This is a genomic window from Pseudomonas sp. LBUM1673, from assembly GCF_059695645.1.
This window is the reverse complement of the sequence record NZ_CP166780.1, coordinates 2,389,162-2,414,921: the sequence shown is the minus strand read 5'-3', so window position 1 is coordinate 2,414,921 and position 25,760 is coordinate 2,389,162. Positions and strand designations below refer to the sequence as shown.

The 25,760-nt window shown below is 58.2% G+C and carries 20 protein-coding genes; 3 read left to right on the top strand and 17 right to left on the bottom strand.

The window, feature by feature from the left end:
• Window positions 1–8: 8 nt before the first annotated feature.
• Genes ACA044_RS10870 through ACA044_RS10860 form a run of 3 tightly spaced genes read right to left on the bottom strand, consistent with a single transcriptional unit; the run spans window position 9 to window position 3,063 of the window.
• A complete protein-coding gene (locus tag ACA044_RS10870) occupies window positions 9–875 on the bottom strand; it encodes a carbohydrate ABC transporter permease (RefSeq protein ID WP_074878246.1) in 867 nt (288 codons plus the stop codon).
• On the bottom strand, window positions 872–1,969 hold the full coding sequence (locus tag ACA044_RS10865; protein ID WP_497446347.1) for an ABC transporter ATP-binding protein: 1,098 nt from the start codon (window positions 1,967–1,969) through the stop codon (window positions 872–874). Before ACA044_RS10865 ends, ACA044_RS10870 begins: the two co-directional genes overlap by 4 nt.
• A complete protein-coding gene (locus tag ACA044_RS10860; RefSeq protein WP_497446346.1) occupies window positions 1,969–3,063 on the bottom strand; it encodes an ABC transporter ATP-binding protein in 1,095 nt (364 codons plus the stop codon). The genes ACA044_RS10865 and ACA044_RS10860 overlap by 1 nt, the downstream gene beginning before the upstream one ends.
• Before the next feature lie 366 nt (window positions 3,064–3,429).
• On the opposite strand from ACA044_RS10860, the gene ACA044_RS10855 reads away from it, so the two are divergent.
• Complete coding sequence (locus ACA044_RS10855; RefSeq protein ID WP_497446345.1) at window positions 3,430–5,307, top strand: sigma-54-dependent Fis family transcriptional regulator; 1,878 nt, start codon at window positions 3,430–3,432, stop codon at window positions 5,305–5,307.
• 216 nt (window positions 5,308–5,523) lie between these two features.
• On the opposite strand, the gene cysS is transcribed toward ACA044_RS10855, so the two are convergent.
• Window positions 5,524–6,906 (bottom strand): cysteine--tRNA ligase, encoded by a 1,383-nt coding sequence (gene cysS, locus ACA044_RS10850; RefSeq protein WP_497446344.1) that lies wholly within the window; start codon window positions 6,904–6,906, stop codon window positions 5,524–5,526.
• Window positions 6,907–6,930: 24 nt separating this feature from the next.
• On the bottom strand, window positions 6,931–8,628 hold the full coding sequence (locus tag ACA044_RS10845; protein WP_497446343.1) for a glutamine--tRNA ligase/YqeY domain fusion protein: 1,698 nt from the start codon (window positions 8,626–8,628) through the stop codon (window positions 6,931–6,933).
• A 262-nt stretch (window positions 8,629–8,890) separates the two neighbouring features.
• Here ACA044_RS10845 and ACA044_RS10840 point away from each other — a divergent pair, with 262 nt between their 5' ends.
• Window positions 8,891–9,394, top strand: coding sequence for a peptidylprolyl isomerase (locus ACA044_RS10840; protein WP_038982475.1), 504 nt, complete (start codon window positions 8,891–8,893; stop codon window positions 9,392–9,394).
• Entirely contained in the window at window positions 9,391–10,119 is a 729-nt protein-coding gene (locus ACA044_RS10835; RefSeq protein ID WP_497446342.1) for a UDP-2,3-diacylglucosamine diphosphatase, read from the top strand. The genes ACA044_RS10840 and ACA044_RS10835 overlap by 4 nt, the downstream gene beginning before the upstream one ends.
• Window positions 10,120–10,171: 52 nt before the next feature.
• On the opposite strand, the gene ACA044_RS10830 is transcribed toward ACA044_RS10835, so the two are convergent.
• The 12 genes from ACA044_RS10830 to ACA044_RS10775 form a co-directional block, all read right to left on the bottom strand.
• Window positions 10,172–11,677: a pyridoxal phosphate-dependent decarboxylase family protein gene (locus ACA044_RS10830; protein WP_497446341.1), complete on the bottom strand. Its 1,506-nt coding sequence runs from the start codon at window positions 11,675–11,677 to the stop codon at window positions 10,172–10,174.
• 25 nt (window positions 11,678–11,702) lie between these two features.
• Window positions 11,703–13,202 (bottom strand): MFS transporter, encoded by a 1,500-nt coding sequence (locus ACA044_RS10825; protein ID WP_497446340.1) that lies wholly within the window; start codon window positions 13,200–13,202, stop codon window positions 11,703–11,705.
• A 109-nt stretch (window positions 13,203–13,311) separates the two neighbouring features.
• A complete protein-coding gene (locus ACA044_RS10820) occupies window positions 13,312–14,346 on the bottom strand; it encodes an extracellular solute-binding protein (protein WP_497446339.1) in 1,035 nt (344 codons plus the stop codon).
• Between the two features lie 88 nt (window positions 14,347–14,434).
• Window positions 14,435–15,091: a LysE family translocator gene (locus ACA044_RS10815; protein ID WP_497446338.1), complete on the bottom strand. Its 657-nt coding sequence runs from the start codon at window positions 15,089–15,091 to the stop codon at window positions 14,435–14,437.
• 68 nt (window positions 15,092–15,159) lie between these two features.
• A complete protein-coding gene (locus ACA044_RS10810; RefSeq protein WP_497446337.1) occupies window positions 15,160–16,047 on the bottom strand; it encodes an amino acid--tRNA ligase-related protein in 888 nt (295 codons plus the stop codon).
• Window positions 16,048–16,221: 174 nt separating this feature from the next.
• The gene (locus ACA044_RS10805; protein WP_497446336.1) at window positions 16,222–16,626 is read right to left on the bottom strand and encodes a GFA family protein; all 405 of its coding nucleotides are present in this window, start codon (window positions 16,624–16,626) and stop codon (window positions 16,222–16,224) included.
• A gap of 21 nt (window positions 16,627–16,647) precedes the next feature.
• Window positions 16,648–17,508 (bottom strand): DUF3865 domain-containing protein, encoded by an 861-nt coding sequence (locus ACA044_RS10800; protein ID WP_497446335.1) that lies wholly within the window; start codon window positions 17,506–17,508, stop codon window positions 16,648–16,650.
• A 25-nt stretch (window positions 17,509–17,533) separates the two neighbouring features.
• The gene (locus ACA044_RS10795) at window positions 17,534–18,787 is read right to left on the bottom strand and encodes a JmjC domain-containing protein (protein WP_497446334.1); all 1,254 of its coding nucleotides are present in this window, start codon (window positions 18,785–18,787) and stop codon (window positions 17,534–17,536) included.
• A 91-nt stretch (window positions 18,788–18,878) separates the two neighbouring features.
• The gene (locus tag ACA044_RS10790) at window positions 18,879–19,049 is read right to left on the bottom strand and encodes a hypothetical protein (RefSeq protein WP_497446333.1); all 171 of its coding nucleotides are present in this window, start codon (window positions 19,047–19,049) and stop codon (window positions 18,879–18,881) included.
• 442 nt (window positions 19,050–19,491) lie between these two features.
• On the bottom strand, window positions 19,492–23,166 hold the full coding sequence (locus ACA044_RS10785) for a translocation/assembly module TamB domain-containing protein (protein WP_497446332.1): 3,675 nt from the start codon (window positions 23,164–23,166) through the stop codon (window positions 19,492–19,494).
• Window positions 23,163–24,890, bottom strand: coding sequence for an autotransporter assembly complex protein TamA (locus ACA044_RS10780; RefSeq protein WP_497446331.1), 1,728 nt, complete (start codon window positions 24,888–24,890; stop codon window positions 23,163–23,165). Before ACA044_RS10780 ends, ACA044_RS10785 begins: the two co-directional genes overlap by 4 nt.
• 65 nt (window positions 24,891–24,955) lie before the next feature.
• Window positions 24,956–25,606: a GNAT family N-acetyltransferase gene (locus tag ACA044_RS10775; RefSeq protein WP_497446330.1), complete on the bottom strand. Its 651-nt coding sequence runs from the start codon at window positions 25,604–25,606 to the stop codon at window positions 24,956–24,958.
• Between the last annotated feature and the right edge of the window lie 154 nt (window positions 25,607–25,760).

The following is a 25,760-nucleotide window of genomic DNA, read 5'->3' as shown; positions in this document are numbered from 1 at the left end:
GGCAGGCCTCACCGATTGGCGTCAGAGTGAGTCATGGCGGTGTAGAACAGCCACGACACCAACAGGATGATCAGGAAGTACACCAGCGAGAAAGCGGCCGCCGGGCCGAGGTCGAATTGCCCGATGGCCATTTGGGTCAGCGTCTGACTCAGGAAGGTCGTGGCATTGCCCGGACCGCCACCGGTCAGCACGAACGGCTCGGTGTAGATCATGAAACTGTCCATGAACCGCAGCATCACCGCGATCAGCAGCACGCTCTTGAGCTTGGGCAACTGGATGTGTCGGAAAACTGCCCAGGCCGATGCCCGATCAATCCGCGCCGCCTGGTAGTACACGTCCGGAATCGCCCGCAACCCGGAGAAACACAACAGTGCCACCAGCGACGTCCAGTGCCAGACATCCATCACCAGCACGGTGACCCAGGCGTCCATGGTATTCGCCGCATAGTTGTAGTTGATCCCCATGGCCTTGAGGCTCGCCCCCAGCAGACCGATGTCCGCCCGACCGAAGATCTGCCAGATGGTGCCGACCACGTTCCACGGAATCAGCAAGGGAATCGCCAGAATGATCAGCACCAGCGACGACCAGCGGCCCTTGGTCGGCATGGTCAGGGCGATGGCGATGCCCAACGGGATTTCGATCAGCAACACGCAGCCGGAGTAAATGAACTGGCGTAGCAGCGAGTCATGCAACCGTGGGTCGAGCAGCACCTGCCTGTACCAGTCGGCGCCGACGAAGTAGCGGCTGGACTGGTCGAAGATGTCCTGCACCGAGTAGTTGACCACGGTCATCATCGGGATCACCGCACTGAATGCCACCAGCAGAAACACCGGCAACACCAGCCACCAGGCCTTGTTGTTCTGCACCTTGTTCATGGCAGCACCTCCAGCAGGTAATCATCGGCATAGACCATCAACCATTGCGCCGGAAAACTGATGTACGCCGTGCCTTCAGGCACCGGTTTGTCTTCGGCCAGGCGTACTTTCAGCGGCGCGCCGTCGAGGTTAAGCGTCATGATCTTGTAGGTGCCCAGGTCTTCGATATGTACGACCTGTGCTTGCATCGCGTCATCAAAGGGTTCTTCCCACACATGAACGAACTCCGGACGGATGCCGACTTTCAGGGTTTTCCATTCGGACTCGGCGATGCGTCTCTGCATCGCGTCAGACAACGGCAAGTGGGTCCCGGCAAAACCGACACCGCCGGCTTGCGACTGGACCTCGATCAGGTTCATCCCCGGGCTGCCGATGAAATAGCCGACAAAGGTGTGGCTCGGCCGTTCGAACAATTCCCGCGGCGTACCGAACTGCACAATCTGGCCGCCGTACATCACCGCGATCTTGTCAGCGAAGGTCGAGGCTTCGAGCTGATCGTGAGTGACATAGACCATGGTGATGTTGAACTGCTCGTGGATCTGCTTGAGCTTGCGTCGCAACTTCCACTTCAGGTGCGGGTCGATCACCGTCAGCGGTTCATCGAAGAGGATCGCGGATACGTCATCACGCACCAGCCCACGGCCCATGGAGACTTTTTGTTTTTCATCGGCGGTGAGGTTGCGTGCCTTCTTGTGCAGCAACGCCTGAAGGTCGAGGACTTCGGCGATTTCATGCACCTTGCTGTAAATTTTCGCCTCGTCCATGCCCTGATTGCGTAATGGAAAGGCCAGGTTATCGAACACCGTCATGGTGTCGTAGACCACCGGAAACTGGAAAACCTGGGCGATGTTGCGCTTTTCCGGGGTCAGTTCGTTGACCACTTTACTGTCGAACAGCACCTGGCCCTGGGACGGGCTGAGCAACCCGGAGATGATGTTGAGCAAGGTCGACTTGCCGCACCCCGAAGGCCCGAGCAGCGCATAAGCACCGCCCTGCTCCCAGACATGATCCATCTCGCGGATCGCGTAATCCTCAGGACTGGTCGGTGTAGGGGTGTAGCTGTGGGCAAGGTTCTGCAAACGGATTTCGGCCATCAGGCAACCCTCGCAATGCGGCGACCAGGCGCCTGAACCAGCCGCCCCTGCATATCGAACACAAACAGTTTATGGGTCGGGATATAGATGCGAATCGGCGCATCGACGTCGTATTCGTGAACACCCGGCAAGTGCAGCACCAGCAGGAAATACTCATTGCGCACGTGGAGGAAGGTTTCCGAGCCGCTGATCTCGGCGACCTCGACGGTCACTGCCAGTTCGAGGTCATCGTCGTTACTCGGCACCAGCGAAATGTGGCTGGGGCGCACGCCGAAACGGAACTCGCCCTCGCCCACCGGTCGCAGATCGACGTTCAACGGGAAGTGCACGAAATTGGCGAAGCTGACTTCGTTGCCGGCAATTCGTCCCGGCATCAAGTTGATCGGTGGCTCGGAGAACAGCTCCGCCGCCAGCACGGTTTGCGGCTGGTGATAAACCTCGGAGGACTTGCCGCTCTGAATCACCCGACCTTCGTGAAGAATGGTGGTGGTGCCACCCAGCGCCAAGGCTTCGTTGGGTTCGGTGGTGGCGTAAATCGCGATGGTATTGCGGGCCTTGAACAGCTCACGCATTTCCTGGCGCAGCTCTTCGCGCAGTTTGTAGTCGAGGTTGACCAGCGGCTCGTCGAACAGAATCAGTTCAGCGTCCTTGACCAGCGCCCGGGCCATGGCCGTGCGCTGTTGCTGGCCGCCGGAGAGTTCGAGGGGATAGCGCTGGAGGAATTTCTCGATGCGCAGCATCTTCGCGGTTTCCAGCACTTTGCTCTGAATCAGCTCATTGGAGACGCCGCCCTGACGCAACGGCGAGGCGATGTTCTCGAACACCGTCATGGTCGGGTAATTGATGAACTGCTGATAGACCATCGACACGTTGCGCAAACGCACTGGGCGTTGGGTAACGTCGACGCCGTTCATCAGGATGCGGCCGCTGTCAGGCTTGTCCAGACCTGCCATCAGGCGCATGAGGCTGGTTTTGCCGGACAGCGTGCGACCGAGCAAAACGTTGAAGGATCCGGGTTCGAAATTAAGGCACGCATCGTCGATCCAGGTCTGGCCCTCGATGGTGCGGCTGACGTGCTCCAGGATTAGTGACATGGCTCGGCCTTTTTATTATTGGAGTCAAGCGACCGGAGCTGTAGAGCGACTTTCGTGCCAGAAACTGCAAGCCTTTGATCCAGCTTGAAAATCTTCAAAACAGCGGCAAAACCGCTTTCGTTGCTGAACAGAAATGAACAACCACGACTGAACAATTGAACAGTCCACCGGTTGACAATGAACAATAGTGAACAACACTCTATAAACACTTTTCAGCCACACATTGCCCCGTAGGAGCCAGGCTTGCCGGCGAAGGCGCCTTTGAAATCGCCTTCGCCGGCAAGGCTGGCTCCTACAGTTATGTAGCGTTTAAACGTGATGCAAAACCCATAAAAACAATAAAAGCTTGCTCAGAGATCGACTGCCATGGCCGCACCTGCCCTGCCGCTCTCCCACGACACCATCATCCAGGACTCCTGGTCCCGTTGCCGTGCGTTCGGCCTCAACCATCAGAGCGCGCCAGCGTTCGATCAGCTACCCGCCGACGGCATCGCCCGGTTACTGGAGAGCCAGCATTCACTGGTGCAGACCACCCATCAGGAAGTCCTGCCGTATTACGAGAACATTCTCAGTAACTCCAATTGCCTGATCATGCTTGCCGACAATCAGGGTCAGGTGCTGACGTCCTGGGGCACCCAGCGTTTCATCGAGCCGAGCCTGACCCGCGGTTTCAGCGCCGGCGCCAGCTGGATGGAGCGTTGCAGCGGCACCAATGCGATCGGCACCGCGTTGGCTTGTGAGCAGGCGGTGCACATCGAGCACGATGAACATTTTCTCAAGGCCAACCGTTTCATGACCGGTTCCGCCGCGCCGATTTTCGATGCCGAACGCAAGGTGATCGCGGTACTGGACGTGTCCAGCGACAGCTACCTGCCACCGTCCCACACCCTGGGCATGGTCAAGATGATGAGCCAGACCGTAGAGAACCGGCTGATCCTCAACCTGTTCCATGGCGAGCATTTCCAGCTGACCTTCAACACCGGGCTGAACAACCTCGACAGCCAATGGGCCGGGTTGCTGATCTTCGATGAAACCGGTCAGGTGCTGTCGGCCAATCGCCGGGCCGACAATCTGCTGGGCATCAGCCTGTCGCGGGTCAGTGTCGAAAGCCTGTTCAAGGTCTCTTTGCTGGAACTGCTGAACCAGCCGGACGGTCTGCCGTTTGCCTTGCAAGCCTCGGGTCGCAACCGTTTTCAATGCCTGCTGAAACGGCCAAAACAAGCGCCGATTCAGGCGCGGCTGTTTTCTGAAATAAAGAGTTCTGAAACAAAGAGCACTGAACCCAAGAGCGCTGAACCCTCGACGCTAACGCCCGCCGCGATCAGCCTCAATACCCTGCATTTTGGCGACAGCCGCGTGGAAAAAGCCGTGCGCCAGGCCGAGCGGTTGCTGGAAAAGGACATTCCACTGCTGATCCACGGTGAAACCGGGGTCGGCAAGGAAGTCTTCGTCAAAGCCCTGCACCACGCCAGCTCGCGCAGCAAACAACCGTTCATTGCCGTCAACTGTGCAGCGATCCCCGCCGAACTGGTGGAGTCCGAGCTGTTTGGCTATGAGAAAGGTGCCTTCACCGGTGCCAACCAGAAAGGCAGCATCGGGCTGATCCGCAAAGCCGACAAAGGCACGCTGTTCCTCGATGAAATCGGCGACATGCCACTGCCGACCCAGGCCCGCCTGCTGCGGGTATTACAGGAGCGTTGCGTGCAACCGGTGGGCAGCAGTGAGCTGTTCCCGGTGGACATCCGGATCATTTCGGCGACCAACCGCTCCTTGCGCGAGCAGGTTCAGCTGGGGCGGTTTCGTGAGGATCTCTATTACCGGATTGGTGGTTTGACCCTGGAGTTGCCGCCGCTAAGGGAGCGTAGCGATAAACAAGCACTGTTCAAGCGCTTGTGGGAGCAACACCGTGAGCCGTCGCAGTGGGCCGGGTTGAGTCGTGAGGTGATGGAATTGTTCAGCCGTCATCCATGGCCGGGGAATTTGCGCCAGGTCAGCAGTGTGATGCAGGTGGCGCTGGCGATGGCCGAGGAACAACCGGTGCGGCCGGAGCATTTGCCGGATGATTTTTTTGTCGATCTGGAGATGGAACCGGTGGATACGCCAGAGCCGGTAGCGGTTGATTTGAATGATGCCGAGGAATTGAATCGGCAGTTGCAGGCGGCTGGGGGGAATATTTCGCACTTGGCGCGGCGGCTTGGGGTGAGCCGCAATACCCTTTACAAACGATTGCGCCAGGTCGAGTGACGAGTGAGCCGCAATAGCGGCGTTCGGCTTGAGACCATTCGCGGGCAAGCCTCGCTCCTACAGGGACCGCGCCGTTCGCCAATATCGTGAATGACGCGGTCCCTGTAGGAGCGAGGCTTGCCCGCGAAGACGTCGGCCCAGACACCGCCTCACTTACGCTCAACCCACAAACAAAAACCCGCACAAGGCGGGTTTTGTTTGTAGCCAATACAGCAATCAGTCAGCCAGACGCCAGGTCGTCCCGCCCTTGCCGTCTTCCAGCACCACACCCATGGCGGTGAGCTGGTCGCGGATGCGGTCGGATTCGGCCCAGTCCTTGTTCGCGCGAGCGGTCAGGCGCGCCTGGATCAGTGAATCGACTTGCGCCGCATCGACCCGCCCTTCAGCACCGGCCTGCAGGAAGTCATCAGCTTCAAGCTGCAACACACCCAACACGCTGGCCAGTTCCTTCAAGCGTGCCGCCAGACCGGCCGCGGCATTGAGATCGCTCTCGCGCAGACGGTTGATCTCGCGAACCATTTCGAACAGCACCGCGCAGGCTTCCGGCGTGCCGAAGTCGTCGTTCATCACCTGGGTGAAACGCTCGACAAAGGCTTCGCCGCCAGCAGGTGCCACGTTCGGCAGGCCTTTCAACGCATGGTAGAAACGCTCGAGTGCGCCCTTGGCGTCCTTGAGGTTGTCTTCCGAATAGTTGATCGCGCTGCGGTAGTGGCTCGACACCAGCAGGTAACGCACGACTTCCGGGTGGTACTTGTCGAGCACGTCGCGAATGGTGAAGAAGTTGTTCAAGGACTTGGACATCTTCTCGCCATTGATGCGAATCATGCCGCAGTGCATCCACGCGTTGGCGTAAGTCTTGCCGGTGGCCGCTTCGCTCTGGGCGATTTCGTTTTCGTGGTGCGGGAACTCGAGGTCGCTGCCACCGCCATGAATATCGAAAGTCTCGCCGAGGCAGCAGGTGGACATCACCGAGCACTCGATGTGCCAGCCTGGACGACCGTCGCCCCACGGCGAAGACCAGCTCGGCTCGCCCGGCTTGGCGCCTTTCCACAGCACGAAGTCCAGCGGGTCCTGCTTGGACTCGTCGACTTCGATGCGTGCGCCGATGCGCAGGTCTTCGATTTTCTTGCGCGACAGTTTGCCATAGCCCATGAACTTGGCGACGCGGTAGTACACGTCGCCGTTGCCCGGTGCGTAGGCATAGCCCTTGTCGATCAGGGTCTGGATCATCGCGTGCATGCCGGCAATATGGCCGGTGGCGCGCGGTTCCATGTCCGGTTTCTGGATGTTCAGGCGCGCTTCGTCTTCGTGCATCGCCGCGATCATGCGCTCGGTCAGCGCTTCGAACGACTCACCGTTTTCACGGGCGCGATTGATGATCTTGTCGTCGATGTCGGTGATGTTGCGCACGTAGGTCAGGTCGTAACCGCTGAACCGCAACCAGCGGGTCACCAGGTCGAACGCGACCATGCTGCGGCCATGGCCCAGGTGGCAGTAGTCGTACACGGTCATCCCGCAGACGTACATGCGCACCTTGTTGCCATCCAGAGGCTTGAAGACTTCTTTGCTCTTGGTGAGCGTGTTGTAGATCGTAAGCACGAATGCTCCTTCCTTAACGCTGAATCACTGGCCCCACGAATCGCGCAGGGTCACGGTACGGTTGAACACCGGATGACCAGGTTTCGAGTCCTTGATATCCGCGACGAAGTAACCTTCGCGCTCGAACTGGAAACGGTCTTCCGGCTGTGCATTGCCAAGCGAAGGCTCGGCACGACAACCGGTGAGGACTTGCAGCGAGTCAGGGTTGATGTTGTCCAGGAAACTGGCGCTATCTTCGGCTTTCTCCGGGTTGGCCGAACGGAACAGACGATCGTACAGACGCACTTCGCATTCGACGCTGGCCGCCGCCGGCACCCAATGCACCACGCCTTTGACCTTGCGGCCTTCAGGGTTCTTGCCCAGGGTTTCCGGATCGTAAGAGCAACGCAGTTCGACGATGTTGCCATCGGCGTCCTTGATCGCTTCGTCGGCACGGATCACGTAGCTGCCGCGCAGACGCACTTCGCCGTTCGGCTCCAGGCGCTTGTAGCCTTTTGGCGGCTCTTCCATGAAGTCTTCACGGTCGATGTAGAGCTCACGGGCAAACGGCAGAACGCGCACGCCCATGTCTTCTTTCGGGTGGCACGCCAATTCGAGGTTTTCGACCTGGCCTTGCGGGTAGTTGGTGATCACGACTTTCAGCGGACGCAACACGCACATGGCGCGTGGGGCACTGTGGTCGAGGTCATCACGGATGCTGAATTCAAGCATGCCAAAGTCAACCACGCCGTCGGAACGGTTGGTGCCGATCATTTCGCAGAAGTTGCGGATCGATTTCGGTGTGTAGCCACGGCGGCGGAAGCCCGACAGCGTGGACATGCGTGGGTCGTCCCAGCCATGCACGTGCTTTTCATCGACCAGTTGCTTGAGCTTGCGCTTGCTGGTGATGGTGTAGTTCAGGTTCAGACGGCTGAACTCGTACTGACGCGGGTTCGCCGGTACTGGCAGGTTCTCGAGGAACCACTCGTACAGCGGACGGTGGCTTTCGAACTCCAGGGTGCAGATCGAGTGGGTGATGCCTTCGATGGCGTCCGACTGACCGTGGGTGAAGTCGTAGTTCGGGTAGATGCACCACTTGTCACCGGTCTGGTGGTGATGCGCGTGACGGATGCGATACATGATCGGGTCGCGCAGGTTCATGTTCGGCGAGGCCATGTCGATCTTGGCCCGCAGCACGCGTGCGCCGTCCGGGAATTCGCCGGCCTTCATGCGGGCGAACCAGTCCAGGTTTTCTTCCACGCTGCGATCACGGAACGGGCTGTTGCGGCCCGGCTCGGTCAGACTGCCACGGTATTCCTTGGCTTGCTCAGGGGTCAGGTCGTCGACGTAAGCCTTGCCGGCCTTGATCAGTTCTACCGCCCAGTCGTGCAACTGGTCGAAATACTGCGAGGCATAGCGCACTTCACCAGACCATTCGAAGCCCAGCCATTTGATGTCACTTTCGATCGCGTCGATGTATTCCTGGTCTTCCTTGGCCGGGTTGGTGTCGTCGAAACGCAGGTGCGTGACACCGCCAAATTCCTGGGCCAGACCGAAGTTCACACAGATCGACTTGGCGTGACCGATGTGCAGGTAGCCGTTGGGCTCAGGCGGGAAACGGGTGACGATCTGCGTGTGCTTACCCGAGTCCAGGTCCGCCTGGATGATCGGGCGCAGGAAATTGACCGGCACGGCAGGGCCGGTCTTGGAATTCGAGGTAGGGTCGACAGTGGGCTTGCTCATAGGATCCTTGAACGTACAAGTGCGCGGCCAGTTGGCCAAATCAAAGCGGCTGTTATCAATCAAAGGGGCTTATCATAGCCGATGCTGTCAAGTCGCTGACAGAGCAGGTCGGCAATCGGTTGCATTTAATCGGCTGCCAATGAAAAACAGCCTCGAAATTCGCGCCCGGCACGCTAAACTGCGTGCCTTGGCCGACACTGGCCAGACCGGTTGAGGGCCAAAGCGCCCCGAAACCCATGAATTTCTTGAAAGAGTACCGATCATGACCCAAGTCAAACTGACCACCAACCATGGCGACATCGTCCTGGAACTGAACGCCGAAAAAGCACCGATCACCGTTGCCAACTTCGTCGAGTACGTCAAAGCCGGTCACTACGAAAACACCGTTTTCCACCGTGTCATCGGCAACTTCATGATCCAGGGCGGCGGTTTCGAGCCAGGCATGAAAGAAAAGAAAGACAAGCGCCCAAGCATCCAGAACGAAGCCGACAACGGCCTGCCGAACGTGAAGTACAGCGTGGCCATGGCCCGCACCATGGAGCCGCATTCGGCTTCCGCCCAGTTCTTCATCAACGTGGCTGACAACAGCTTCCTGAACCACAGCGGCAAAACCGCTCAGGGTTGGGGCTACGCCGTATTCGCCAAAGTGGTCGAAGGCACTGACGTGGTGGACAAGATCAAAGGCGTGGCCACCACTTCCAAAGCCGGCCATCAGGACGTACCAGCAGAAGACGTGATCATCGAGAAAGCCGAGATCATTGAGTGATACTGCTGATTTCAGACTTGCATCTGGAAGAGGAGCGCCCGGACATTACCCGGGCGTTTCTGGATTTGCTCGCTGGACGCGCCCGCTCAGCGAGTGCGTTGTACATTCTGGGCGACTTTTTCGAGGCGTGGATTGGCGACGATGCCATGACGCCGTTCCAGCGTTCCATCTGCCAGGCCCTGCGGAATTTAAGCGACAGCGGCACGGCCATTTTTCTGATGCACGGCAATCGCGACTTCATGCTTGGCAAGGCCTTCTGCAAAGCAGCTGGCTGCACTTTGCTCAAAGACCCGAGTGTCGTGCAGATCAACGGCGAGCCGGTGCTGTTGATGCACGGCGACAGCCTCTGCACCCGCGACGTCGGCTATATGAAGCTGCGACGTTACCTGCGCAACCCGATTACCCTGTTCATCCTGCGGCACCTGCCCTTGAGCACCCGGCATAAACTGGCGCGCAAGCTGCGCAATGAAAGCCGTGCGCAAGTGCGGATGAAGGCCAATGACATCGTCGACGTCACGCCTGAAGAAGTGCCGCGGATCATGCAGCAATATGGCGTGAAAACCTTGATCCACGGGCACACCCATCGCCCCGCCATCCACAAGTTGCAGATTGGCGAGCAGGCGGCCAAACGCATTGTGCTGGGGGATTGGGATCGTCAGGGCTGGGCGTTGCAGGTGGATGAGCAAGGGTTTTCGCTGGCGCCGTTTAAGCTCGTGGCGCCCTGAAAATTTACAGACACTGTTGACCCCTGCGGACTGAGGCGGCAGCACATCCTGCTCATGACTTTCCGGGTAGACCGCCTTCGGCCAGAGAGGCAATAGTAGTGAGTAACACGTTGATATCCGCCAATGTGGTCCTGGGGTTCAACAAGGTCATCTTCAAGGTGATCAAACCGGCATAGCGGGTGACTCCCAGATTGGCGATTCCCTGGTCAAACAATGCCTGGGCGATATGACGGTGCAGTGCGTCCCGATCCTCGGCTGCGTGCAAGGGACTGCAAACCCGAAACAGAACGCTGGTCAATTGCCCGCAACTGACCAGCTCGAAGGCTGACGAGGCGTCGATCGCCTTGGCGACCTCGGCTGCCAGGTCAATACACTGGTCAATCATTGCCGCGTACTGATGGGTTCCGATACTGCGCAGGCTCATCCACAGCTTCAGCGCGTCGAAGCGGCGGGTGGTTTGCAACGATTTTGTCACCAGGTTCGGCAAGCCGTCCTGATCATCCTCTGGTGGGTTCAGGTAATCTGCGTGGGTGCGCATGAGTTCGAAATGCGCTTCGTCACGCAGCAGAAACGCACCGCAACTGATGGTCTGGAAAAACTGTTTATGGAAGTCCAGCGTAATTGAATCGGCCCGGTCAAGACCGCGCAGACGATGGCGATACCTGTGTGATAACAACAAGGCACCGCCCCATGCAGCGTCAACATGCAACCACAGCCCGTGGGCCTGCGCGATGTCAGCGAGGGTTTCGAGCGGATCGATTGCGCCCGTATCCGTGGTGCCCGCTGTAGCAACTATCACGAAGGGCGTTCGCGATTCACTCGCGAGCCTTGCGAGCGTGTACTTGAGGTCGTCAGCAGACATTCTTCCGTCACGGTCACAGGACACAGGTATCGCTGAGTTTTTCCCAAGGCCCAGCAAAGACAGCGACTGCTGTACCGAAAAATGCGCCTGACGCGAACACACGGCGACCATCCCTTGCGCGCACGCAGGAAGCCCCTCGTCCTTGACGTCCACCCCCCAGCGAAGCAAGGCATGATGATCACGGGCGAGCAACAGGCCCATTAAATTGCTTTGTGTCCCCCCGCTGGTAAACACGCCGGCGTCGCCGTCCGGGTAGCCTGTCCATGCACGGAGCGCACTCACCAGATGCTGTTCAAGAAAGGTCGCGGAGGGGCTCTGGTCCCAGGAGTCCAGCGACTGATTGGCGATGTTGATCAGGACTTCGGCAAGTTGGCTGGCCAGCGTTGTCGGGCAGTGCAAATGGGCAATGCAAAGGGGGTGGTGGACTTGCAGAGCGTGGTCGAGAAAACAGGCGGCGGCATCGGCCAGTGCCTGTTCGTCGCCCACCCCTTGCGGGAGGAAAACCTCCAGATCGGACAACGCTTTTCGTTGTACAGCTGGCCGCGTTCCGTCAAACAGCTTGCCTGTTTCCAACCAGCGACTCGCGATATCGACGGCCTGCCTCATCAAGCGGCGGTAAGTTTGCGCCCCGGCCGGATCAGCAGTGGTCATGCCTCGGGTCAGTTGTTCAAGACTGTTGGCATTATTCAGTGGCATGTTCGAATGCTCCAGGGATACAGGCTCATTGAGTGGCAGCACCTGTGGTGGGCGCGCGCAGGAGCAGGTAGATACTGAGCGCGCTGACTAACAGCAGCGCAGCCGCCGCACCTAGAACAGAGCCATAAGCCATTTGATAGGCTGTTTTGGCCGCTGAAATCAACTGCTGCCCGACTTCCGGTGATACCTTCGCGGCCACAATAAGCGCGCCATCCAGACTGTCCACCGCCTGATCGAAGGATCCGGCCGCTTCGGGTAATGCGACAAAACGGCTGTAGATTCCGCCCGCCAGGCTTCCCAGTAACGTAACACCCAAGGCCCCGCCCAACTCGAAAGAGACTTCTTCCACCGAGGCAACCATTCCAGCCTGGGTGGCAGGTGCCCGCTGCATGATGATGCTCGACGCTGCCGTCATCGCGGCCCCCACTCCCGCCCCCAACCCCATCAGCGCAAAGGCTGACGGCATGTTCGAGACCATCAGCGCGCCTATGCTGAGCCCTGAAATCAGCAACGCGACCGTCAGCACCGGCGTGCTACCGAATGTGGGCAGGAACCAGCCGGTCAAGGGCCCGGCGAAGAACGCCGTGAGGGGGAGTGGCAGGATGACGAGGGCCGCCTTCAACGGTGTCAGGTTCTGCACCAGTTGCAAATACTGGGTCAACACCAACTCCAGGCCAAGCAACGCCAACGAAGCGCAAAACGCTGCGGCAATGCCGGCGCTGAAGACCGGGTCGCGAAACAGATGGAAATCTATAAGCGGATGCATCGCGCGCTGCTGGCGCCGAACGAACACAATCAACAGCGATAAACCGACAGCCAGGGCACAAGCTGCGACAAACAGGTCAGGCTGGGGGCGACCGAACTCCTTGATGGCATACACCACACCCACCAGGCCGAACATGATCTGTAGCGAGCCGGAAAAATCCCACGCCTTGCCTTTCTGAACGGGTTGACTCGGGATGAAATAGAGCGCGCAAGGCAAGGCGAGAAGAATGATCGGCAGGTTGATCAGGAACACTGCCCCCCATCCATAAAACTCCAATACGATGCCCCCCAGAATCGGCCCCAGTGCAGCCGCGCCGGCCGCCGCCGAGGCCCACACACCAATGGCGAGGGAGCGTTCGCGCTCATCGACAAAGGTCTGGCGGATGATCGACAAGGTCGCGGGCATCATCATCGCGGCCCCCACGCCCAGTACCGCCCGCCCCAGGATCAGCCATTGCGGGCTGGTGGCAAAGGCCGACATCAGCGAAGCCAGCGCAAACACACAAAGGCCGCTGACGAACAATTGCTTGCTCCCCAGGCGGTCACCCGCCGCGCCCAGCCCCGGCAACAGACCGGCAACGAGCAAGGGGTAGATGTTCAGAATCCACAGTTTCTCGTTAGCGTTCGCCTGCAAATCCCGGGTCAACAGGGGAAGCGCCGCGTAAAGAACGGTTCCATCGATTGAAATCAACAGCAACGCAATGGAGACCAAAGCGAGGATCAGCCAGCGTCGGCTATGTGGCGGTGGTGGATTCGACATTGTGATCGACCCTGATCAAGGCGAATGGGAGTGCCTTCCTTCGGGAAGAAACCAGCCAAGGCGCCAGCCGACTCGGGCACAGCCCGAACCTTGCTCGCGAACCGCAAACCTACTGCGAAAGTTCTGTCCAGATTGCCGCGTACTGCTCTTGCACCTTCGCCGGGCAGGCAAAGGTGAACTGCGCCTTACGCAAAACCTCTGCCGGGATACTCAACTCCGGTGCTTCCCGCATGGACGCGGGCATGAACTGTTCGGCGCCGGCCACAGCACTGGCATAACCATGGAAGGCTGAGTTCAACGCTGCATTCCTCGGTTCCATGATGAAGTTCATAAACAGCTTGGCATTCGCCACGTTTCTGGAACGCTTCAGGATAACCACGTTGTCACTGAATATTTGCGTGCCCTCCCTTGGAAGGCCGAAGCGGATCGTCGGGTTGATCATGCGCTGGCGCAAGGCTGCACCATTCCAGTCGATGCTGGCCTTGAAATGTCCAGAGGCCATTTTTTGTACGCTGCCGTACTCCATGGAAGCCCACGTCGGTCGAGCCTTGACCAGGGTATTGCGCACCTTGTGCAACAATTGCGGATCAGCTTCACACATCTTGCCGCCGTGATAACGCACGGCTGCGTAGATGACTTCGTTCATGTCCGCGCCAATGTTAATCGTCCCTTGCAGTTCCTTGGGCGGATCAATCACCACAGACCAGGTGTCGATATCCCCTTTGTAGACGTCGGTATGAATGGCAACGCCCACCACACCCCAAGCCCATGGAACCGAAAATTTGCGCCCTGGATCAAAGGGCGGATCGACCCATTGCGCAGCGAGGTTGCGGAAGTTTTCCAGTTGAGACGGATAGGCCGCCAACACCAGATCCTCGGCTATCCACAAGGGCAAATAATTGCCTGCCACCACCGCTACATCCGCTGCAACTGACTGGTCTCGAACCTTGGCGAGCGCAGTGTCACTGGATTCGTACTCAACCAACTCAACTGCTACGTTGTGCTCTTTCTCGAATTTTTCGATCATCTGCGGGCTGGTGTAACTTTCCCAATTGTAGAGTTTGAGCGTTCCCTCGGCCTTGACGGTGCCAAGCGCGCAACTGAAGGCCAGGGCGATACCTATTCTGGAAAATTTTAACTGCATTGAGCTGACTCCGAAGCCTCGCGGCGAGTGCTAAAACCTGTCAGTGACAGTGAGTAATGAGAATGACCGATAACCCCGATACCAGAATCTAAGCCATTGGCAGCAGAACTCTCAGGTGGGCTACCCGCTGTGGAAGGTCGTCCTGGAGGGCCATGGCCGAGTAAGCGATCGACACCGAAAACACGCCCAGCAGCACGGAGGCTGATCGCTGGAAAGTCGCCGTATGATTCGACCAGGACTGGCGGGAAGTCAGAATCTTACCCAGGGACGCCCACAGTATTCCTATGGGCCCGAGTGCGATCAGAAACACACCCAGGGCCCAGGCGAAGTGCTCAGTGGACTGGAAAGCACTTAACGGAAAGACAGTGCTGGCGAAAAGGAACGCCTTGGGATTCAACAACGTTGCAAAAAACACTTCGATAAAGTTGGCGGGTCTGCGTAGAGCGTCATGGAGCACATGGCTGTTTCGCCATAATTTGAACGCCAGCCACAACAAGTATCCCGCACAGAGCAACTTGATGCCATCGAACAGCCAAGGCCGGCTCGCGGCAAAAGACAGCAGGAAAAAGCCCCAGGTCAAAATAGCCAGGGCATAACCCATGGCCTCTGCCATTACCAAAGGAAGCGTTCTGCGTAGCCCGACCTTGAGCCCTGAAGAAAACAGCAGCGTATTGGTCGGCCCCGGTACTATCAGAATAAGCGAGGCGTAGAACGACATCATGAGCAGTTCATAAAAGACAGGCATAGAACCTCCGGGCTCAGTGTCCCAAACGGTGTAAGGTGGCGGCGTGTCGAGCCCGGGTTGTTGCGCAATTAACTCAGGGAAAACGGACGCGCGGTGCGAAAGACCTCGATCGTGTCCAGACCCAAAGCTGTCCGACAGAGCCGCTCGATGCCGATACCAAACCCGGAACTCGCTGCGGGAACGGTGTTGGACCTCATCAGTTCACACATGAGCTGGTCCTCGGGGCCAAAGCTGTTGAGGCGCCTGGCCTGTGCCTCAAACCGATCGGCATCATCTTCATCCGTGTAACCATGGACCACTTCGATCGCATCGATAAGGATCTCGAAACGATCAACTATCGCCGCCGTTTTAGGTCTTCTTTTGGCCCGCACTTCGGGTAGCAACGGAAAGTCCGTGACCACCACACAACGGTTTTTGGAGAGCGGTTCGACATTCTCGGTGATGTAGCGGTCGATCAACCACAGCGGAGAAATTTCATAATCGTTGTACATCTCCTGAAAGGCGCCCACCAACTTCATGGCAGAGTGTTCGTCCGAGAACAGATCTATTCCCAGATCCTTGCGAATCAACTCCCCGAAAGACAAAACCTCTATCGGCCCAGGATAAAATTCACTGACGATGCGTTTCGCCAGTTCCAGCATTTCATCTATTGTGGCGTCGCGTTTATAGAGATCGAGCATGGTGAATTCAGGCAAGTGCGTTGCATCCAATTCATCCGGACGGAAACTGGCGCCCATTTCATAAACCGCTGGCGTGAACTGCAAGTTGTAGCGCAAGGCAAAGGCTGAAGACTCACGGAGCCAGCGGCCATCCGTCAATTGCAGTCTGGGACGGTCTGCATCGCCAGGAAACTTGCGCAGTATCGGCGTCATGATTTCGAAGTAACCTTCGTCATCCAGTAGATTACGGATGCGGCGCATCATGGTTGATTTGTAAATAACCGGCTCAATAGGCATGGCTGCTTAATATCCTTATTGGGAAGTAGAGCGTTCAACAGCCACGCCCCCCTACCAAGCCTGGATGCCATGTCAGAGCACATCGCGCCCGTCATGCATTTGGCTCGTAGCGTTTGCTTAAGTGGGCAAACCTCAGGGGGTCGTGGCTTTTTCCAGGGCGAAAAAACCTTCAGCCTAGGCCGCAGATTTTCCTTTCAGCCCAACGTCGATTTTCCACCAACGTGGGCGAGCGGACGTAAAGGAGTGCGCTGTGGGACGCAGCGCACTTTGCCCCTTGGAGTCGAAACTGCCGAGCACCAGCGCGACCGTGGGTGCATCATCAATGGCGCCCAGCGTGCTACCGCAGCGAGGGCAAAAGGCCCGGCTGGAATACTCTGAAGATCGGTACAGCGTCGGCATCCCGCCTTCGCCAACCCACTGCACTTCGTCCTTTGAGAACTCCACCCAGCACAGGGTCAGCCCCCCCGAGTGCCGCTGACACATCCCGCACGAGCAGGTATGAGGGTTTTGGGGCTCACCGATGGCAAGGAATCGGATGTGCCCGCAAAGGCATCCACCCTCATATTTTTTAGTACTCATGTGCAGATCTCGTCCTTGTGATTAAGCGGCTTTGTATCTGGATGCGCGACCTTCCTGCACCAGACTATGAATCTCGACCCACTGGTCGACGAACGGATTGATCATCTGCAGGAACCCATCAACTATCTGCGGTTGAAGGAAGTTGAAGAGTTCTGCTTCATGAATGAACCTGGCGATGCCATCCTGGTGCCCCTGCTCGACCGCAACATTGCCTGTGGCCGCAACGTGATCATCATCCAGGTGCATCCGGTAGTAGAAATCAAGACGCTTGAGCGAGCGGCCCGAACCCAACCCCAGGACAATGCCCAGCCTGTCGGTGATATCCCGCAGCAACCGGGTCTCAGCAATAGCAACGGCTTCGGTTGCGTAGTACATGCCCAGTATTGTGGAGGGGCAATGCGACCAGGTCAGGACATCAATCAATGAGATGAGCGAGCGTGTCGAGTCGGCACGGGGCATCCAGCCATTGACCCTGAAGCCAAGATCCTCAATCAGCGCACCACTGAAAACTACATAGTGGGCAGGCAGTTTTCCTCTCTCACCCCCCTCCTCCAGGAAATTGCGTGTTAACTCCTGAGCCAGTTCGGGGCAGAAGCCTCTGACGGTCTCGGCGGCCCGTAACAGCATGGTGGAGTTGTAACGAGCGAACACAGACAGTTCGGCAATGTACAACTGTGCTTCTTCTTTCGAGAGGCTCTTGGGATCAACCAGGTCATGGATCTTTTGGTAGATACTGTCGATCATCGGATCCAGATGTCCGGCAACCAGTTCACGACCCGAAACCACTGCTTTGCCGTCTCGTATGATTTTATTGATCAGCGCATCGGTTTCGGCACAGTGGCTGAGATAACCGTCAACCAGACTGGGAAAGTTTCTGTACATCGGCTTATCCTCCTTGAACGATCGATTAATGGCAGTGGAGCCCGCCCGTACGGGACATTTCGCGCAGCAGGTCAATCAACTCATCGGAGTCCACACTGACAGACTCTCGCTGGTTGAGCCGTTCCAGCAGATTGACGAGACGTCCGTGCGGATCAGGCAAGACGATACTTTTGGCCCCGATAAACACCCGAACCTCATCACTACCGCAGTCCAGACCTGCCTCATACGAGGCCAGGCAAGGTTGGCGTAGTGACACTACCGAACCCAGCTGCACGCGCACAGGTGTAGACAGTTGAGTATCCAGCAGCAGATTTTCGCTGATGGCTCTAGGCAACTCCCAGCCGCCATTGCTGCGCAACCTATGCCAGTAATAATTGAGGTAGTGAGGGAGTTCATAATCGACCCAGGATCGAATGGTCGACTCCAACAGTTCGGTCACCGGACTCAACAGCGGGTTATCATTTTTCAACGGCACGAGTGCCGACATGCCTTCTTCATCGAAAGGCAGCGTCAAGTCACTGAGGGCCGGAATCACTTTTCCTGACAGAAACCGCTTGAGCGGATAAGTGTAGAACGGCAGCGCGACAGAAACAGAGTATTGTTCCTGGCGCCCAATGTGATAAACGGAAGCCGGCAAGTACAGTACGTCGCCCGGTTTAAGGACATGCAAAGTCGCTGTTTCCAGCAGTCGCTCATAGGCCTCGGAATCAGCAAAAGTGGGCGCCCGGTGCCCCACCATCTCGACATAGAGTTCCCTCGACCAACAGTAAAAATCTTTTACTCCGGGACCAAGATGACAGAGAAAAGCATGTTCGAAGCCCTCATGAATACCAAAGGCAGTGTCCGAGTAGTTGCCACAAAAGGCGGCTTGCTCCACCCCGCCAATGGGAAATCCTTTGTAGTCGAAAAACGATTGAATCAATCGGCCAAAGTCAGCCGCCAGTTTTGGACTGGCCTGTTCGAGATTGTTTATGACCAGGCTGAATCGCTCTTTGCCAGTAAGGCGCTGCATGTATCCCATGAGCGCTTCATCTGCCTGGGTGTTTTGAGAGAATGCGTCATCAATCAAATCGTCCCGGCGACTTTCTCCGTCGTAAACCCGAATGCGGCAGTCCAGCGTTTCACGCAAGTTCCGGTCACGCAACGCATAAAAAGCGGACTCCACTGTCTGGGCAGTGGCAAAGCCAGAGGCAAGTGGAAGTAGCGACTCAAAGAGGAAGGGTTCCCGTCCTGATTTGGTTTTTTCCTCGAAGCCTTCCCATACTTCTTTTTCAAACATGAATGACCTTCCTCTACCCACCATCACTGAACAATGTGTGACACCGTCGAGGCAAGCCGGCTGCCCAACCTGCGCAGCAGCCGGCTTACGATCAGATCAGGCTCATCGCATCAGGGCGCACGCCTGTTTTCATCGCATCGGGACGAACACCCGTTTTCATTGCATCCGGACGAACGCCTGCTTTCATTGCATCCGGACGAACGCCTGTTTTCATCGCGTCAGGACGAACACCCGCCTTCATCAAACAAGTTCCACTGTTCATATTGCTTCCTTTTTAGTTGTTGAGTTAACGCATCGTGATATTGCAAAAAACAGGCACCTTTAACGGTCTTGCTTAGAGCATCTACTTCAGCCACAAGCATGCCTTCAACGTTTAACGCCGAGGATCCTGATTTATGGGGTGCACTTGAATACGCCTGACAACCTACAGAAAAAGGCTACAACAGGCGAGGTGCGGGATTGAAGATAGGCGGGTTTTAAATTCGCGCCTTGAGTATTTGTTTCTGATTGTTAGAGGATTGTTGCAGACGCCGTTAAACAAACAACCGCAAGCGAGAGACGGGTTTTAGGGCGAAGGGTTTATGAACGTTTGATACTTGGAAGGGAGAGTGCTGATTCACTGGAACGGCGACTTGCGCCATCATTGTGGCGCCTATGGGGCAAGCCCCCTCGCCACAGGGAGCAGCCCTTAATCGGGGGCGGAGTCAGAAATCCCGCTTGTAGAAGATGTCCAGCGAACTGGCCACGCCGCCAGCGGCTTCGAGATAAACCTTCTTGCTCAGCTTGTAACGCAAGGCGATGGTGTTGGCCGGTTCGAACACCCCTACCCCATAACGCAGGCTGAGTTTTTCCGAGATGTTGCCGCTGGCCACCACGGCGGTGCTGGCGCCGCTGCCTTGGGTATCGAGCTGGAAGTCCTGAATGCCCAAGTCCTTGGCCAACCCGCTGGTCACCCCGGAACTGCCCATCAAGCCCAACCCGAGGGCGGCCTGGGCGAGCATGTTGTTGTCCTCACCGGTGGTGCTCAATGGACGGCCCAGCACCAGATAGGACAACGCCTGCTCCTGACTCATGGCCGGTTCGGAAAAGATCTGCGTGGTCGGCTGCTCGGCACTGCCACTCAGGCGAATGCCGGCGATGACGTCGTCGGTCTGGCGAATCGCTTCGATGTCCAGATACGGCTGATCGATGGGACCGGCAAACAACAGGCGCGCACGGCGTACCGTCAGTCGCTGCCCGTAGGCGCGATAACGCCCGTCGTTGAGCCAGAGTTCGCCACGGGTGTCCATGTTGTCGCCGATGTGCACCTGGCCTTGCAGGTTGGCGGTCAGGCCGAATCCGGCAAAGCTGAGTTTGTCCTGCCCGACCACCACATCAATGTCCATCGCCATGACCATCGGCGGTTTACCCTCTTCGGTCTGCTGACCGACGATCACCGTGTCATCGGAGACCTTGACCGTCGACGGCGGCAGTTCGCGCACGGTGATCTCGCCCTTGGGCACCAGCACCTTGCCGACGATCGCCAGTTTGTCGTCCTTCATGGAGATTTTCAGGTCCGGCGCGACTTCCAGCGCGGCGTAGGGTTCGACGGTGACCGGCAACTGCGAGCCCTTGAGCGCCAGATCCACGACCAGCGCCTGGCCCCAGGCGATGTTGCCATTGAGGCTGCCCTGCCCGCTCTTGCCGCTTTTCCAGCCGCCGTTCAATTGCACGGTTTCGCCGGCAATCACCGCTTGAAATTGCAAGGCTTCGAGCGCCATCGGCAGTTCAGGCCCGGAGATTTCACCGTCGCGCAGCTCAAGGTTGCCGTTGACCAGCGGCGCCAGCAACCCGCCGGACAGGGTGCCGCTGCCGCTCAAATGTCCGGTGAGTTTCTCGACCATCGGCACAAACGGCCGCGCCACCGACAAGTCCAGACCACTGAGACGGAACGAGCCGGTCAGTGGTTTGTTCTTCGGCAACGGGTTGATCTGCGCCTGAACCATCAATTCGCCGAGTTTGCCGCCGACAAAGTTGAGGTCGGTGTCGATGCGTTTGGGCGTGAGCCTGCTGGTGAGTTTCAGGGTCTGGTATGGGAAGTCCAGCCATTGCTCCTTCTCGCGCATACGCAAGGTGCCGCCGCTGGCGTCGATGCTGACCAGGCCGTTCGGGCCGCTGGCCGGCAAGTCCAGTTGCAGGTCGGCGTTGAGCTTGCCCTTCCAAGCAAAATCCTTCGGCAACCATTGCGCCAAACTGTCGATCGGGAATTGCTTGAGGTGATAACGCAGCTTCGGCTCGGGCATCAAGCGCTGGTCTTCGCCGCACAGGCTGGCCGGGCCGGACATCCAGCAATGGGCGCCGAAGTTGATTTTGCCGTCCGCCAGTCGTTCGAGCTTCGCCGGACTTTGCAGCTTCCAGTCCTGACCGCCGGCCTGGATATCGCCACTGGCCAGACGCCCGCGCCAGTTGCCCTTGTCCAGCGTGCCATCGAGACCGAGCGCCAGTTTCAGTTTCGGTCCTTGCAGATCGAGGGCGAGTTTCTGGTTTTTGATGTCGCCCTGACCGCTGGCGGTCAACGTGCCCAGTGACGTGTCGCCGGTCTGAATGCCACTGCCCTTGAGGTCGATCTTCGCCCGCTGGGCGCTGTCGAGGGTGGTATCCAGATTGAGGCTTTGCAGGCGATTGTCTTCGAAGGCCAGTTGCGTGCCTTGCAGGCCGAGCTTGCCTTGTGGCGCCTTGAGCGTGCCGGCGACATCGACCCGGCCATTGAGCTGACCGCGCAGTTGCGGCCAGAGCTGGGCCAGACGCGGCAGCTTGATGTCGATCCGGCCGGCGAGTTTCTGTTGCAGGCTGCCCTGGCCGTTGATGCTGTTGTCACCGAGGCGAATCTGCAACGCGCTGAGGTTCCACTGCTCGCCGCCGCCATCGGCTTTGGCTTGCAATACGGCCGGTTGCCCGCGCAGCTTGCCTTTCAGGTCCAGGTCGGCGGTCAGGCTGAGTTTTTCATTCTTCATCTCGCCTTTGCTGCGCAACGGGCCGGCCAAGGTGCCTGGCAACTCCGCGAGCCAGTAAGCCGGGTTGATTGCCGAGAGGTCCAGCGCCGTATCCCAGGCGATGCCGTCGGAAAACTGCAGGTTCAAGTGCCCTTCGGCCTTGCCCTGCCCGGCTTCGAGCTTGAATTGCGGCAGATGGATTTTGGTCAGGTCGCCGCTGAACGGGCTGTTCAGACTGAACGACCCGGCCGGGCCATCCAGTGCAGCCTTGAAGTTACCGATGTAGTTGCCGTCGGTGTAGGAGACTTCACCGTTGAAGCTGCGCAGCGCCACTTGCGGCTCGTCGATCAGCGGATAGAGACGGTGCCACGGGAAATCCAGCCAGTCGATTTTTGCATCAGCGCTCAGGCCTTTACTCCAGTTCATTTGTCCGGTGAGCTTGAGGCTTTGTTTGTCGTTGGCCGTCAGGTCAAGGCCGGCGATCTGCGCGCCCTTGGCGTCGACCTTGCCTTGCAGCAACAGCGCAACCGGGCCTTGCTCGGCAGGTAACGTGGCTTTACCGAGCAACTGGTAACCATTTTTCAAGTCGCCGTCGCCGGTGAGTTCCAGTTGATTGAGTTGCAGGGTATCCGGCAACTCGGCACTGGGTTTGAAGCCGTCGGCGGTGACGCGCACTTTGGCCGGCAGGTTTTCCACCAGCGGTTGCAGTTCACCCGTGAGCTGCCCGTTCAGGTAACCGCTGCTGTCGGCTTTCAGCTTCAGGGTTTTCAGCAAATCGCCGTCGACCTTCAACGCCAGTGCCCATGGCTCGGTGCCCGGCGCCGGCAACGTCAGTTTGCCTTCGGCGGTCAGCGGCCAGTTGCCGCTCGGTTGCAACAGGCCAGACAAGTTCAGGCTCAGTTCATCACGCTGCAAGTGCACCGAGTCGATCTGCAAACCTTTGGCGGTCCAGTGCGCCGCCAGTTGCAGGCCTTTGAGTTCTTCGCTGCCGTTAAACAGCAGACGACCGATCTTAACGTCGCCCAACTCTATGGCCAGCGGCAATTTCAAGTCCGGAAGACTGATCGGGCCGCTGCTTTCCTCTTCCACGCCCGGCGGGAACTGCAGGCTGACTTGCTCGGCCTGCAATTGCTCGATGCACAACGTCATGCGCGTCAGGCACAGCGGCGACCAAGCGAAAATTGCTTTGTTCAGCTCAACCCGGCTGCTTTCCTGCTGCCACACCAGATGATCGGCGCTCCACTGCCCACCCAAACGCCCCTGGAAATTCTCCACGGTCAAACCCGGCACAAACCCGAGCGTCCAACGACTGCCCGGTTGAGTGCCCAGCACGGTGGCGAGCGTCAGCACGATCAGCATCAGCAGCGCCGCAATCGCCAGCAGCGTTATTTTCAAACCACGCTTCACAGCTCAGGCCCCATGGAAAAGTGCAGTCGAATGCCGCCGTCGTCGTCCATCGCATGGGCCAGGTCGAGGCGAATCGGCCCCACCGGCGAGACCCAGCGGATGCCGACACCGACACCGGTCTTGAGGTTCGGCAGTTCAAGCGTGTTGAAGGAGTTGCCTTGGTCGATGAAGGTTGCGACCCGCCATTTCTCGGCGATGGAGTATTGATACTCGACGCTGCCGGCCACCATGTAACGGCCACCGATACGGTCGCCCTCGGAGTTCTCCGGGGACAGGCTCTGGTAGTCGTAACCGCGCACGCTCTGATCGCCACCGGCGAAGAATCGCAGGGACGGCGGAACGGATTTGTAGCCGTTGGTGGCACTGCCGCCGACCTGTACCCGACCGAGGAAACGATGTTTATCAAAGACCGTGGTCAGGCCTTTGACCAGCGCCGTGCCGTAGATCAGGTTGGTGTCTGAACCCAACCCCTCCTTGGCGACTTTGGTTTCGAATTGCAGGCGGTAACCGTTGTGCGGATCGATGCGGTTGTCGCTTTTCAGGTACGAATAGCTGACACCCGGCATCAGCAAAGTACTTAGGCCCGAGTCGTCGCCGAGCCTGTATTCCTCGCGCTGCCACTTGAGCGATACCACCCGCTGCCAGCCGCTGGGCAACTTGCTGTGCCACTCGGGGCCGACGGTGAGCAACTTGCTCAGGCTGTCCTTATCGGCGATTTCTTCACTCTGATAGCCACCGGCAAAGCGCAGTTTGTCGGTCAATGGTGGGTCCAGCGGAATGTCGTAAAACAGCCCGACGTTCTGCCTTGGCGCCGAAATCTCGGTCTCCCAGCCATAACTGTGCCCCTGGGGGTTAACCCAATGGCGGGTCCAGTTGGCTTTGGCCCGTGGGCCGACGTCGGTGGAAAAACCCAGGCCCAGCCCCATGGTCCGTGGCTTGCGGGTTTCGAGTTTGACCGCCACCGGGATCACGTCGTCCTTGGACGCGGTCGGCGCCGCGTCCACGCGCACGCCTTCGAAGTAACCGCTCGATTGCAGGTTCTGATTGAGTTCAGCAATCAGTTCGGAGTCATAGGGCGCACCGGCCTTGAACGGCACCATGCGTTGCAGCAGGTCTTCATCGAACGGCGTGTCGCCTTCAAAACTGACTTTGCCCAGCGCATAGCGTGGGCCGCTGTCGTAGATCAATTCGATGTCCGCGACGCCGGCCCGCGGGTCCACCAACAGTTTCTGACGGGTGAAGCGCCCACTGAAAAAGCCGTAGCGCGAGGCCTGGTTCTGGATCAGCCGCTTGGCGTCTTCGTAACGGCCATGGTTCAACACCGCACCGGGTTTCAACAGGTCGCTTTGGGGCACACGAAAGGATTTGAGGGAGGCGGCAAGGCCGTCGATGCGCACCGTGACGTTGCGCAAATGGATCGGCTCGCCAGGGTCGATGTTCAGCACCAGGCGCGGTGTCTTGCCGCCCTTCACATCGCTTTCAATCTGTGGCTGGTAGTAACCCAAGGCCTGGGCAGCCTTGCGTGCCTGTTCTTCGGCACCGCGACTGAAGCGCAGCAAGGCTTCTTCATCGCGATCGCCGAGGCTACCGATATAGCCTTCTATATTGGCCTTCAGTTCATCGTTGGACGGTTTGATCCGCACATCCAATTCACTTTGCGCCAGCGCCGCGCAGCTGGAGATCAGCATCAGCACGCCACTGGTAAATCTTCCAGGAAACTTCATAGGCGCGGATGCTATCACGAGCTTGGGAGCGTGATAGAGCCTGGCGTGCGCTGAAAGTTCTACCTTTATCCCGTTGCTGTTTGTAACACCTGCGGGTTGGCGTGGAAAAATACATGTTCACGAATCGGTCCTACGGCCACTTCGCCGATTTCCTCGTAGCCCTGACGCTTATAGAACTCCAGATAACGAGGATTCCCGGTGTCGAGAATCACGCCTTGGGAGTGTTCATCGACCGCGCACCAGTTGTGCACCGCTTGCAGCAATTGTTCGCCGAAGTGCTTGCCCTGGAATTGCGGATGAACCCCCAGCAACGGCAGGACGTGCACCGAGTCGGACGGCACGCACGCCATCACGGCGGCGTGGTAATCGAGGTAGCGTCGGGTACAGCGAAACCCGGTGCTGAGCACCATCCGCAGGCGCCAGGCCCAGCTTTCGGTAATACCCAGGCGGCGTTGCGGCGGTGCGATCAGAGCGATGCCGATCAAGCGGTCATTCACCAGCAGGCCGATGGCCGGTAAATCCTGCAAAAAGTGCTGTTTGACCAGTTCGCGTACCGTTGCCCGTACCCGCTGTTCATAACCAGGGCGCTCGGCTTCGAACAGGTAGCCGAACGTCGGCTCGTGCCGGTACGCCTGGTACAACAGCGAGCGTGCTTCGGGGGAATAGCCGCTGTCGAGCATGTGAATATCGGCGATGACGGTCGAGGTTTCGGGCATATCGGTCGATCTCCCTGAGGCGCGACTCAAATGGTCGCGCTCTTATTTGGTACGAACCTTTGGGTGGCTTCACAGTTCCCCAGACAGGTATAGACCAAGCCAGGATCTTCATCGACTGGGCTGACGCCTTCGCGGGCAAGCCTCGCTCCTGTAG